This window comes from Mucilaginibacter sp. (assembly GCF_965277465.1).
Lineage (GTDB): Bacteria > Bacteroidota > Bacteroidia > Sphingobacteriales > Sphingobacteriaceae > Mucilaginibacter.
This window is the reverse complement of the sequence record NZ_CBDICW010000001.1, coordinates 277,318-290,811: the sequence shown is the minus strand read 5'-3', so window position 1 is coordinate 290,811 and position 13,494 is coordinate 277,318. Positions and strand designations below refer to the sequence as shown.

General features: G+C 43.0%; 10 protein-coding genes. 1 reads left to right on the top strand and 9 read right to left on the bottom strand.

All coding sequences use genetic code 11. The features are described from left to right. Window positions 1-20: 20 nt before the first annotated feature. Together ACQY4U_RS01255 and ACQY4U_RS01250 are read right to left on the bottom strand one after the other, a co-directional pair. Entirely contained in the window at window positions 21-2,111 is a 2,091-nt protein-coding gene (locus ACQY4U_RS01255) for a TonB-dependent receptor (RefSeq protein WP_428327542.1), read from the bottom strand. Window positions 2,112-2,296: 185 nt separating this feature from the next. Then, window positions 2,297-3,208 (bottom strand): hypothetical protein, encoded by a 912-nt coding sequence (locus ACQY4U_RS01250; protein ID WP_428327541.1) that lies wholly within the window; start codon window positions 3,206-3,208, stop codon window positions 2,297-2,299. A 302-nt stretch (window positions 3,209-3,510) separates the two neighbouring features. Here ACQY4U_RS01250 and ACQY4U_RS01245 point away from each other — a divergent pair, with 302 nt between their 5' ends. After that, window positions 3,511-5,079 (top strand): glycoside hydrolase family 10 protein, encoded by a 1,569-nt coding sequence (locus ACQY4U_RS01245; protein WP_428327540.1) that lies wholly within the window; start codon window positions 3,511-3,513, stop codon window positions 5,077-5,079. A 16-nt stretch (window positions 5,080-5,095) separates the two neighbouring features. Here the strand turns inward: ACQY4U_RS01245 and ACQY4U_RS01240 are convergent, their stop codons facing one another. The 7 genes from ACQY4U_RS01240 to ACQY4U_RS01210 all read right to left on the bottom strand — a co-directional run bounded on the left by ACQY4U_RS01240 (window position 5,096) and on the right by ACQY4U_RS01210 (window position 13,479). Beyond that, window positions 5,096-5,845, bottom strand: a complete 750-nt coding sequence (locus ACQY4U_RS01240; protein WP_428327539.1) for an SDR family NAD(P)-dependent oxidoreductase — start codon at window positions 5,843-5,845, stop codon at window positions 5,096-5,098. Window positions 5,846-5,853: 8 nt separating this feature from the next. Beyond that, complete coding sequence (locus ACQY4U_RS01235) at window positions 5,854-6,642, bottom strand: DUF1835 domain-containing protein (RefSeq protein ID WP_428327538.1); 789 nt, start codon at window positions 6,640-6,642, stop codon at window positions 5,854-5,856. Window positions 6,643-6,707: 65 nt separating this feature from the next. Further along, window positions 6,708-8,324 (bottom strand): ATP-dependent DNA ligase, encoded by a 1,617-nt coding sequence (locus tag ACQY4U_RS01230; RefSeq protein WP_428327537.1) that lies wholly within the window; start codon window positions 8,322-8,324, stop codon window positions 6,708-6,710. Then, on the bottom strand, window positions 8,321-9,394 hold the full coding sequence (locus ACQY4U_RS01225) for a ligase-associated DNA damage response exonuclease (protein ID WP_428327536.1): 1,074 nt from the start codon (window positions 9,392-9,394) through the stop codon (window positions 8,321-8,323). Before ACQY4U_RS01225 ends, ACQY4U_RS01230 begins: the two co-directional genes overlap by 4 nt. A 93-nt stretch (window positions 9,395-9,487) precedes the next feature. Next, the gene (locus ACQY4U_RS01220; RefSeq protein ID WP_428327535.1) at window positions 9,488-11,641 is read right to left on the bottom strand and encodes a carboxy terminal-processing peptidase; all 2,154 of its coding nucleotides are present in this window, start codon (window positions 11,639-11,641) and stop codon (window positions 9,488-9,490) included. A 211-nt stretch (window positions 11,642-11,852) separates the two neighbouring features. Further along, window positions 11,853-12,482: a tetratricopeptide repeat protein gene (locus tag ACQY4U_RS01215; protein ID WP_428327534.1), complete on the bottom strand. Its 630-nt coding sequence runs from the start codon at window positions 12,480-12,482 to the stop codon at window positions 11,853-11,855. A 154-nt stretch (window positions 12,483-12,636) separates the two neighbouring features. Further along, on the bottom strand, window positions 12,637-13,479 hold the full coding sequence (locus tag ACQY4U_RS01210; protein ID WP_428327533.1) for an isoaspartyl peptidase/L-asparaginase: 843 nt from the start codon (window positions 13,477-13,479) through the stop codon (window positions 12,637-12,639). Window positions 13,480-13,494: the final 15 nt, after the last annotated feature.

Here is a 13,494-nt window from a genome sequence, read left to right as displayed (position 1 = left end):
CGCCCCCATTGCTTTCCAAATTAAAATATCACGTTAAAGCCGGCAAAATAATTACGCAACGGCGCTGCATTAAAGTAGCGGTTACCCACTGCGTTAAGATCATCACCTAAGCTATACTTTTCGTTCAGCAGGTTATCTGCCCCGGCATAAATTTCAAATTTAACTTTATCGCTTAGCGTATGCTGCCAGCCGGCTTTTGCCTGTATTAAGTTATAGTGCGATGCAAAAGTGGTATTGGCATCATTAAGCGGGATGCGGGCCGTATAGTTATGCTGTGCAAATAAATACAGGTGCTGCGGAAACTTAACCTGCATACTGGTAACAATTACCTGCCCGGGTACGCCCGTTAGCTGGTTACCTGCATAGCTTGCAGTAGCATCATGATAATTACCGCTAAAGCTAAATTTGTTAAGCGTTACCGACTCATTGATTTGCAGCCCGCGGATAAAGTTTGCATTGTTTTGGCGGATAACCCAATCGCTGAAATACAATTCAAAGCCTGGCTGGTGCGTTCCGCCGGCATTGATATAGTATTCGGTTTCATCCGGATTAAGCCGCAATACAATGGCATTTTGCAGTACATAATAAAATACGGAAGCATCTAAAAACATACTTTCATCCTTATTACGCAGGCGGAAACCTGTTTCATAGTTCCAGCCGCTTTCGGCAGCCAGGTTGGTATTAATGATATTATCCGTCGGCCTGATCTCGGCAGTAGTCGGTGTTGAATATCCCCGGCTTACTGAACCCCGCCATATAAAATCATTGGTAACCTGGTAGGATAGGGCGATCCTTGGCATTAGCTGTGGCGTAAAATGCCTGTTGGTAAAAGCCGCCTCATCATTAGGATACACGTTCCTGAATTTATAATCATAAAAATTAAGGCTCAGGGCGGCTTCAACATGGAGGTGTTTAAAAATATCAGCCGCGTAGCGGGTAAAAAAGAAATGCTGGTTCGTGTTTACCTTATCAAGCGTTTGGGCGGTATCCCTAACGCCCTGCTTATTACCGTAGTTATTAATATCGGCATTGGTTTGCTGCCATTCCAACCCTAAGTTAAGTTTATAGCTATAATTCTTTTGCTTTTTGCCGCTTAGCTCGAAGTACGATCGTAAACCATAAGTACCTTCATAACGCTGCTCAAAATTGGTAATAAAAGGGTTCGAAAAATCTACATAAGTACCAAAAATGGAGGTAACGTTGCGCAGCCTGTCGTTAATATGTAATTCATTCACTACGCCGCCTAACAGCATTTTTGTGCTGATCCCAATTTTTTGACCAATAGCACCCGGCACAAATTTGGTTGCTAACCGGGCGGCACTTGGGTCTGCCTGGTACTGGTTCAAGGTTAAGCCGCCAGGTGTTTCATAATTAAGATCAGAATAAAAGCCCAATACCCGCAGTTCATCTTTTTTGGCGTAGGTCCACCGGTTTACGGCTTGTATAAAGTGGTGGTCCATGTAGCTATGCTGGCGGTAACCACCATAACTTTCATAGCCCTGGTTTAAATTTAGCTGGTAGTTGCCTGTCCGGTTCTGTAAAGCCGTGTTTTCATGCAGCAAACCATACGAACCACCGTTTAACCCGGCAGAAATATAATTACTATCCGCATGAAGGTTAACCGGGCTCAGCAAAACAACCCCGCCTGAGTTAGCGCCAAATAAGCTGCCATCAGGGCCTTTTAATATCTCAATATGGTTAATGCTGTTTACATCAATGGCGTTCAAATAGCTATTACCGCCGGCATCAGTAAGCGGAATTTCGTCATAATAAATTTTAACATCGCGGATGCCGAAAGGTGAGCGCAGCAAACTGCCGCGTATAGATAGACGATAACTGCCCGGCGACCGTTCTTCGGCCCTTACACCCGGAACACTGTTTAGTGCAGAAACAAATGAATTATCTGGCTGTAGGCTTAACTGCGCTTTACTGATAACGCTTACCGATGCCGGAACGCTTAGTACAGGCTGCTCCTGTGATAAATAGCCTCTGATAGTAACGGATTGTAATTGTTTTACCGAATCTTTTTTTGAAGATACAGGCTTGTTTTGCGCATTAACACCTGCAACGGTAATAAAAGTGCATAGTAAGCTTAGGTAGACTTTCATCATAGGCATTAATCAGGACCACAAAAATAGGATTTTAATTGCAGATCACCGAATTAGCAGGAGGCATTCCACCAATCGTTCCTATAAACGGCAAATAATTTAAGGATACCTTAAAGGAGTAAAAGAGTCATAAAAAAACGCCACTGTTTATTAAACAATGGCGCTCTTTTTTGCTTAATATGGTTTTCTTATTTCAGCATAAAGCTTGTTTTACCCATGGTGTATCCATCAGCATAAAGCAATACGGTATAAGTGCCTTTTTGAAAAGCAACCGGGTTAACCCAATCAATAGTGTAACCACTTCCATCATCCTTAAAATCAATTGATGTTTTGTAGGTAAATTGCAAGTCTTGCCCGTCTGCATTAAATGTACCTGAATCCGTTCCGGTTATCAGGTTGCCGGTTGGGTCAATAATGCGTACATACACATCATGCATGGTTTTTTCGGCTACTGCATTGCTTGCTACGGTAAAGTTTATCTTTATTTTTTTAGCAGGGCTGGCGCGTTTAACGTCAACTTCCTTACCACTGCCTTTTATTTTATAGGCAACCACATCAACGGTAGCAACCTTTAAGGCTGATGCTACTTTAACCTTGGTATCCAGATCCTGGTTTTTCTTTTCTAAGGTTGTGGCCTTTTCATTTACGGTAGCCAGGTTAGTTTTTAAGGTATCCCTTTCTGTTGTTAACGTAGCGTTTTGTTTCTTTAGTTCTTCAATATCAGCAGTGTATTTGGTAACAAAGTACCTTAACTGTTTCACATCTTCCTGTGCTTTTGAAAGCTCGGCAACGGTTAGTTTTCCTTTGGCAAGCTCACTGCGTAAAACCCTGATCTTGGATTTCAACGAGTCGTTTTTTGCCATCAGCGTGGCCGACATTTTGGTTTTACCCGCATTTACCTGCTCAATCTGTGCTTCAAGGCTGTCAAGTTCGGTTTGTAACTTTGTTTTTTCGTCGTTCTGGTACACAACCCTTTCTTCAGACTTATTTTTTTGCAGATATAAATACACATCTGTAGCCAGCAAAGCCAATACAACCACAATCAGGAAGTAAATGACATTAGAATTTTTTTTAGGGGACTGGCTTGTTTGGTTTTCCATAGCAATTAATTTAAAGTTTTTAATATAGCTAAATGCGGCCCGATTATAAATAATAAATACTACACTTTGTGCATTTTTAGTTTTATAACCTTATAATACGAGCAAATAATCATTAACTATTCCAATTAATACAAATAATAGTGTGAAAAAAATATAACGCAGATTTAGGCCTTTTTGTTCTGAAACATTGGCGTGTGCCGGGTTAAAAGTAAACACAATATGGTTAAAACACAAAATAAGGGCAATTATTATACGCAATACTAAAACAGCTAAGCTATGAGTTTATATCTTTGCAACTTTTAATGATTTCTTTAATGCGCATTTACCGCCAGGCAATTTTTTTAATTTTTACGCTACTTACTGTTATAAAGGCTGAGGCACAAACGCAGGTAAAAACTACACCGCAGCCCCCCAAAGCTGATCCTAAACGCGAGTTTAGAGGGGTATGGATAGCTACCGTTGACAATATTGACTGGCCCGCCCCTCATTCATCTACCGATCAGCAAAAGGCTGATTTGATTAATCAGCTTAACGCGCACCAGCAAACCGGTATTAATGCCATAATGTTCCAGATACGGCCCGCTGCCGATGCTTTTTATGCTAAAAGCCGCGAGCCCTGGTCAAAGTGGCTTAACGGGAAACAAGGAAAAGCACCCGACCCGGCTTATGATCCTCTGGAATTTGCCATAACTGAAGCCCATAAACGCAATATGGAACTGCATGCCTGGTTTAACCCTTACCGTGCCACAAACGATGGTAACTTTGGTGCCCTGGCACCAACACATATTACCCGGATAAAGCCCGAATGGTTTTTTATTTACGGCGGCATAAAACTATTTAACCCAGGCATACCTGAAGTGCGCGATTATATTGTTAGGGTGATATTAGATGTGGTTGACAATTACGATATAGATGGCATACACATGGACGATTATTTTTATCCGTACCAGATAGATGGGCAACATATTGACGATGCCAATACTTATGCACAATATGGTAAAGGATACAATAATATAAAAGATTGGCGCCGGCACAATGTTGATACCCTTATTGAAATGATAAGCGATAGTATCCAGGCCCATAACCCAAGGGTTAAGTTTGGTATAGCGCCGTTTGGCATCTGGGCTAATAAATACCAGAATCCTGATGGTTCTGATACCCACGGAGGATCATCTTATTACGAATTGTTTGCTGATACCCGCAGATGGGTAGAAGAGGGCTGGGTTGATTATATTAACCCGCAGCTGTACTGGCCCATTGACGGCCGCTCAGCCGCTTTTAATAAATTATTAGACTGGTGGAGCAATAATACATTTGACAGGCACCTGTACATCGGTATGGCTGCCTACCGGATCAATGAGCGCACTAAGAACAAGTTTAAAGACCCGCAGCAAATGCCAGATCAGATAAAATACCTGCGCAACAATCCGCGCGTGCAGGGTAGCGTTTACTTTAGCTCAAAATCGTTATTGAATAATCCGCTTGGTTTTACCGATTCATTAAAGCAAACTTATTACAGGCACCCTGCATTACCACCGGTAATGCTCTGGCTGGATTCTATCCCACCTAATGCCCCTCAAAATGTAGTAGTCACGCCGGTTTTAAAAGGCGTGGAGTTAAAATGGGCAGCACCATTGCCGGCTAAAGATAAAGAGCCCGTTTACGGCTATGTTATCTACCGTTTTAACGGGGATGAAAAGGTGAATCTTAACGATCCAAAATATATCCTGCACATGCAGTATAATGATAAACCGTTTTTTGAAGATACCACCACCCAAAAAGGAAAAACCTATTTATACGTAATTACAGCTTTAGACAGGCTCAAGAATGAAAGTGAGCCATCGCCAACGGTAGCCGCTATAATAAAATAAGGAAAAGCAAGATAAATCAACTGTTCATCACCGCACCGCAATTTATATCAACGGTTTGCCCTGTAATTGATGCCTGGCTTAACAGGTAAGCAACCAAGTCGGCAATTTCGCCGGGCTGGCTCATGCGCTTTAGTGGTACACTTTGCATGGCTATATCATAAAACTCCTGTTTGCTGATGCCAATATTATCAGCTATGCCTTGCAAGCCCTGCTGTGCCATATCGGTATCAACCCAGCCGGGGCAAACCGCATTCACCAATATTTTTTCAGGTGCAAACTGCACCGCCCATGAACGCATTAAACCCAACAAGCCTGCTTTGGATGCACAGTAGGCCGAATAATTAGCTACACCCAGGCGTGCTAAAACGGAGGATATGATCAGGATATGTTTTTCGCTGCCAGCCTGGTTTAAATAAGGTAAAAAAGTATTTACAAAGTTATAGGTGCCGGTAAGGTTGGTGGCAATGATCTCGTCCCAGCGGTCGTTTTCGCCCCAATTGTTTTCGCCGCCAATGCCCGAGTTTGCTATCAGCCCGTCAATTGGTATGGCCGATAGTTGATGCGCAACATGAATAAGGCTTTTTTTATCTGTAATATCGGCAGTAAACAATTGATGATTGCCGGAATCAAGCGTATCCAGCGTTTCTGTTAAATTAGCAGCATTACGCCCTAAAAGCAGGCAAGTATGCCCATTGCTGCTTAATTTTTGTGCTATTGCACGGCCTATGCCACTGCCGGCCCCGCTGATAAGATATGTTTTAGCCATGATAAATGCTATAGAGAGATCAGCCCTTTTGCTGATAGGTTGCTAAGATAAATATCAATTTCTAAATCGCCCATACCATAAATTTTTTCTGTTTGCCAAAATGCACTGTGAATCTCAGTTTTGGTGGTAATGCCGCTGTTGTAAATATTTAGCAAGGTTTGTTCAATATGATTTAAACCCTTATCGTTTACCTGCAGGCGTTTAAGTTGCGCCTGCAAAGCAGGTTTTAATAAATGCAAGCTGGCCCAAAAAGTTGTTTTATTTAGGTAATCGCTTAACAAATCGGCATTGCGGCTTGCATAAATATTCCAGGCTTCCACAGCTATAATAAAATCCATCTGGCTAAGCCTGCTGCGTATATTATCGTACAGGTATTCCAGCTCCTCACCATTCAGTTCGCCCATGCCCCTGAAATCTGCTTTGCCGGGATACTCACCGGGGCAAATGAGGTAAACGGCCGGTTCAGAGAGGTTTGTTTGCTTGCTCAGGTAAGTCATTATCCCTAAAAGGTTAGCCTGGCAGTGCAGGTCGAACTCAAACCAAAGGTTAATCTCATCATAAGGCTCACCTAATTTGGTCAGCACATTCAGCATATTTTTCTGATACCCTTCGGCTGTTTCATTAAAAGGTATCATTACCCATTCGGCACGGGCCTTCCAAAAATGGGCCGATGCAATGTTTTCTTCCAGCGGCCCTTCAGAGAGCACGCCGCGCCAAACTACTACATCGCCATCAAGTCCGGTTTGTTCAAAACCCGCTAAAGTTGCATCACCATTAAGTACATGGAGGATATTCATTGAGCAATTTAAATAAGATGTTTTATAGTTTGGTCAGTGTATTGTGATTATGCAATGCTGTGTGTTCATTCTCCCAATAAAGCTCTTAAACTCTCTATCGTATCGGCTTCTTCCTTTGGTTTATCCTGCCGCCAGCGCAGGATGCGGGGGAAACGCAGCGCAATGCCCGATTTATGCCGGGTTGACTTATTGATCCCCTCAAAACCGATCTCAAAAACCAATTCGGGTTTTACCGTTCGTACCGGGCCAAATTTTTCGAGCGTGTTGCGCTTTATAAAATAATCAACCTTATTGATCTCGGCATCTGTTAAGCCGGAGTACGCTTTAGCAAAGGGCACCAACTTATCACCATCCCAAACGGCAAAGGTATAATCGGTATACAAATCGGCACGGCGGCCATGCCCTTTTTGTGCATAGATCATCACGGCATCAACCGATAGCGGGTCTATCTTCCATTTCCACCAGTCGCCGCGTTTGCGGCCAACCTGGTAAGCAGCACTTTTGCGTTTCAGCATAATGCCCTCGGCTATCATGGCGCGCGATTGTTCCCTTACTTTTTCCAGCTCATGCCAGCTCTCAAAAGGGATCAATGCCGAGATGCGGAATAGTTCCGGGAACGGGGTTGCCGCCTGTAACTCTTCTAATATCAACCTGCGCTCCGCCTGTGTTTTGCTGCGGATATCCTGCCCTTTATATTCCAGGCAATCATAAGCTATCACGGCAACGGGGCTTTCTTCCAATATTTTTTTATTCAGGTTTTTGCGGCCAATGCGGGTTTGCAGTACATTAAAGGGCATGGGTAAACCATTGGTAAAGCTTAACAGTTCGCCATCAATAACGGTACCGTCTGGCAGTGCATTTAAAAAGGGGTGCAGTTCAGGAAATTTCTCTGTCGATAGGTCTTCGCCACGGCTCCATATAAATATTTTACCATCGCGTTTAATCATTTGCGCGCGGATACCATCCCATTTCCATTCGGCCTGCCATTCATCTTCATTGCCTAAGGATGCCTTTAGTTCCGTGGCCGATTTCTGTTTTTCGGAAGTTTCCTGTATGGGATAAGCCAAAAAGAAAGGGTAGGGCCGTGAAATATCATCAGATGCGCCCGACTCCTGTACAAGCTCGGCGTATTGGTAAGTTTCCGGCATCCAACTGCCCATAATACGATGGGTTAGCGTAGGGGCTTCAATCCCGGAGATCTCTGCCAGGGCCTTGATCACCAAATTTTGCGATACTCCAACCCTGAAACTGCCCGTGAGCAGTTTGTTAAATACAAAACGTTCGCTGCTATCCAGCATGGCCCATGAGCTCAGCAGCCATTGCTTTTTTTCATCCTCTGTTTTATCGCCAAGTGCATTTATTTCGGCTATCCATTCGGTTAGGGTTTTACTGCTGTCGCCAATATTTTGCGGCATTAATAACGACATGGTTTCGGCAAGGTCGCCAACCACATGATAGCTTTCCTCAAACAGCCATGCCGGGATATTGGATGCCTCTATGGCCCAGTTCCTGACTAATGTAGAATTGATCTGCCTTTTGGGTTTACGGCCTGCAAACAGGGCCAGCATGTGCATTTTATCGGTATCGGGTACGCTGGTAAAATAATCCTTTAAAACCTTAACCTTTTCGTTGGTTTTATTGGTTTCATCTAACGAGAGGAAGAGCTGGGCAAAAGCTTTCATATAGTTTCCTCCTCCTTCTTTGCTTCAGTGGTAAGGGTTGCGGACTCAGTTTCATCCGCCGTGGCCTGGGGCGATTCGCCTTCATCATCGCCATAAAGGGTATGCACTTCATGGGCGTCGAAACCTATTTCGCTTAAATAGCGGGTAAAGGTGGCGGTATAGCCATGAGTAAGGTATACACTTTCGCAGCCGGTGGCATCAATGGCACTAACCAAGCCATCCCAGTCGGCATGGTCCGATAATACAAAGCCACGGTCGGCGGCCCGGCGACGCTTGGCCCCGCGGATAGCCATCCATCCGGAACAATATCCAAAGCTGTAGGGCATAAACTTGCGCATCCAGGGTGTACCTACTGATGATGGCGGTGCAATGATGATCCCTTTCCTAACTTCCTCCTTAGGCGAGTCAAAAGTGATCCTTTCGGTAGGGTTTAGTATGATGCCATTTCGCCTTAAGGCCTCATTGGTGTTTTCAATTACCCCATGTGTATATACCTTGCCTATTGAAAGATCAAGGTTTTGCAAAATGCGCTGGGCCTTACCTAACGAATAGCCAACTATTACTGTTGCTATGCCATGTTCCACATTGCTGTGCCACCAGTTGTTAACATCATTAAAAATATCAACCTGAGGTTTCCATTGGTAAACCGGCATCCCAAATGTGCATTCGGATATAAAATGATGGCATCTTACCGGCTCAAAAGGAGTGGAAATACCATCATCTTCTGTTTTATAATCGCCGGATACTACCCAAACCTCACCCTTATATTCAACCCTTATCTGTGCCGAGCCTATTACATGCCCTGCGGGGAAGAGGGAGATAGCTACCCCGTTTTTCATAAAGGTTTCACCATATTCCACCGTTTGCAATTGGATCTCGCCCAGGCGGTAAAATAAAACCTCCCTCGAAAAATGATGGGCTAAATAATGTTTATGCCCTGCATAAGCATGGTCGGCATGGGCATGGGTTATCACTGCATCGTCAACGGGTTTCCATGGGTCGATGTAAAATTTACCCTTGGCGCAGTAAATCCCTTTGTCGGTAAATTCGAGCAGTGGTTTTTTAGGCATAATGATACAATAACGCCGATTTAAACAATTGGTTTTAAACAACAAATCCCGGCTATGGCCAGGATCTGTTGTTTGAAAAAAATCAAAGTGTTTTTATTTGTTATTAACCGGGCTGTTTAAAGGAGCGCTGGTTAGCTTGTTATCTAAAGTGATATAATCAGTTAAGATCTGGCCGGCTTCACGTTTCAGAAAATCAAGGTCTTCGTTACGTGGTTTAACTTGTCCCTTTTTCAAAGCAGGTAAGCCCATTGCAACACGTCGCAGGTTGTTATCTTCAAACTGTTTCTTTTCGTCGGCATCACGCTGTGCCTTCAATTTATCTTCGTTAAGGTTGATGCTTTTTTCAGCCTCGCGTTTTTTGTACTCGGCAATGTCTTCCAGCATAAACTTGTAGTTTGCGCTGTTGTCCATGCGGGTATCATGTAGCTTTTTAAGCTGTGGAATCACTGTGCTAAAGTCGCCAACCTTGGTATAGCTGCTTTTTGCAATAATATCAAATGGCATAGCCGATGGTTCTGTATCCTCGCCATATTTATCCAAAGGAATGATAGACGGGAACTGCACATCGGGCATAACACCTTTATGCTGGGTTGAGTTACCGGTTATGCGGTAAAACTTAGCAATAGTTAAGTTTAGCTGGCCAAAAACACTCTGACTGCCTGTACGTACCACCTTGGTATCCTTTTTGGTAAGCGAGGCAATGCGCTCGGTAATTGACGGACTGATAACCCTATCCAGATCAATGGCGTTTTGTACAGAACCTTTACCATAAGTTTGGGTACCTACTATAAGGCCACGGCCGTAATCCTGTATCGCTCCCGAAAATATTTCGGTTGCTGATGCGCTGAAACGGTCAACCAAGATAGCTAAGGGGCCGCTGTATGCTACAGAGGGGTCTTCATCTTTATCAACTTCAATCTGGTCGTTTGAGTTTCTAACCTGTACTACCGGGCCGGTTTTAATAAACAAGCCGGTAAGGTCAACAGCTTCCAATAATGAACCGCCACCGTTTTGGCGCATATCCATTACTATACCATCAACGCCTTCAAGTTTTAACGAGTCTATCAGCAGCTTCACATCATGTGTGGTGCTTTTATAGTTAGGGTTACCTGATTTATAATCGTTAAAATCGATGTAAAAAGCAGGTACAGATATAATACCTATTTTAATGGTTTTACCATTGCTGTTATAACTACGGATCTCTTTTTTAGCGGATTCATCTTTCAGGATAATCTTTTCGCGCACCATTTCAACAACTTTAGGCTTGCTGCCTACGCTGCTTCCTTTTGGTAATATCTCTAACCTTACAACGGTTCCTTTAGGGCCGCGGATCAGGGCGATTGCATTTTCAATGCGCCAGCCTACCACATTCTGAAACTCGCCGGTTTTGCCTTGTGCAACACCTACAATACGGTCGTCAATATTAATTTGATGGCTCTTGTCAGCAGGGCTGCCGGTGGTAACCGAACGGATGCTGATAAACTCATTTGATGTATATAAGCCAGCGCCTATACCTTCAACCTGGCGCGACATTTCAATATTGAAATTGGCTGCATTGGCAGGGTTAAAGTAATTGGTATGCGGATCAATAGCTTCCGTAAATGCATCCATAAAAATCTGGAAAACATCCTGGTTGTTTAGCTTATTAGCTTGTGACAACAGATCAAGATAGCGCTTTTTTAAAGTTTCCTTATTCTTGGCCATATCCTTGTTAGCCAGTTTAAGGTTAAGCATATCGTATTTTACACGAGCCGTCCAAATCTTGTTCATTTCCTCCTCTGATGTTACCCATGGCAAATTGTCGCGGTCATAAGTAAAGGTTTCGTTGGTCGAAAAATCAAAATTGTTATCTAACTGTGTAATTGAAAACTTGATACGGTCAATGTATCTTTTTTGATAAACGTTGAAAATGTAAAATATATCGTTCAGGTTGCCCTCTTTAACATCATCATCAAGCATAATTTTGTACTTGTCAAAATCCTGAATATCCGATGCCAGGAAATAGTTATGACTTTCGTCCATTTCCTTAATATACCTGTTATAAACTACTGCCGAAATGGAGTCGTTTAGCTCCACTTTTTTGTAGTTGTAGCTTGATATAAGCTGGGCAACTGTTTTACATACTATGCTTTGCTGTTCATCGGGCTGTATATCATTTGAGCCGGCAACTTTAATGGGCTTATGTGGTTTGGCTGTACAAGCCAGTGTGGCACCCAGCACCAGCACTAAATATAATTTTTTGAACATATCTTTTACACTCTTTAAATCGGGGTTTATATAAAACATCAATACTTGTGCCTAAAATTAATTTGCTAATGTAAATAAAAAGAGACAGTCAAACGCTGTCTCCTGTATATCAATAACAATATTACAATAATGTTTTATTTGTTTTACAAAACCCGCTGCATTTTACGGTTGAGTTACAATTTAACGGGCTGTAAATTAAGTGACTATTTTATTACTCGCCTTTGGCCGAAATAAGCGGAGCTTCGGCATACCGGATGTCTGATTTTGGCGCGTTGTTTTTATTGAGTTTGATGTACTTCATCTTTTTTTCAATGGCGGCAACATCTTCTTTAAACCCACGGAAATTAGCCATATCATGCGCCTCGGTAAGGTCCTGCTGTGCCTGGGTATAATCGCCCAGATCTGATTTTATAATCGCAAGGTCCATTAGATTGGCTATGGTATGCTTATCGTCGTTTTGCTGGCGCGATATGATATTACTTTGCAGTAAATACCACTTAGCTTCTGAGTACCTGTTTTGTTTTATATACAGGTGTGCAAGTTCGGTAAAGTTATAGCTGGCATCGTTATAAACCCTGAAACGCATATTGTGCTGAGCGGTACGCATCACTAAATTTTCTGCGGCCTGGTAGCTGTATTCGCTTCGGTCCAAAGAAAAAGAATGAATTTTAATAGGCTTTAAAGTTGCATTATGCAGGCGTGCAATTGAATGGTCAATCACCGGGGTTTGTACCAATTCGGGAAAACGTTGTGGTTTTTTTATAAGGTAGTCAACCCGGTACCACTGCGCAGAAGCCGAAAGGCTCATGATGCAGCAAAAAATAAGCAGGATGTATCTCATCTAATCTCTTGTCCCTGTTTAAATTAATTTAATGTGTAAAAGTAATCATTTTCAACAAATTGCAGAAATTTTCAATTTTATGTTGATGATAATGGCTTTTACGTAATTAAAAATTTATTGTTTAAAGAAATTTTTAGAGGGCAAAAACTCGTTATCAGGCAAATACTTCTACGCCATCATCATACAAGGCCCAAACCATGTAGGGATGTGTGTCGGCATGGTAAACTTCGCCTGCGGCAGATATGCCGATGATGCCTGCAAAGCCATCAAAGGGTTTTAACTCGTTAAGGGTTTTTTCAGTAGCCAAAGCTAAGGGCATGGCATCAGTAACACGGATCACTATCGTCGAAGCAACTGCACCGCTTACAATATCCTCGCCTACACCTGTACATGAAATACCTGCAAATGCATTGGCAAAATTACCGGCCGTAGTTGCCGAGTCACTCACCCTGCCGGGGATTTCAAAACCTTTACCGCCTGTTGAGGTAGCGGCGGCCAGGTTACCGAAAACATCCAGCGCCACACAGCCAACAGTACCTAAGCGAATGGAATCGCTTAGTTTTTGATCATATTCTTTGCGGCGTTGCGGTGTTTCGGGGCTGTAGTGGTTAAAGCCGTTTTCGCGGGCAAAATCCTGTGCGCCCTTGCCGCTAAGTACGCGGTCGTCAAAGGGCATTAGCTTTTCGGCTATGCAAATAGGGTTCTTCACATCTTCAATATTGATAACGCCCGAAAACTTTTGTGTTTTACCATCCATTAACGAAGCGCTGAGGCGTATTTTACCGTCACTTTGTATTTGTGAGCCGGTGCCTGCGTTAAACAGGTCGCAGTCTTCCAGTAAGCTTACAGTATAAACCACGGTTTCAACAGCGGTATGGCTTTGCAGGTATTTATGGCCAAGCGTTACTATTTCTGCAAGGGCATCTTGCTTAGCTTTTTTTATTTCCTGGTTAGTCAGCGATTCGCTAAAAAAACCTCCGTGGATGATTAGTTTCATTTTAGATGGATTTAT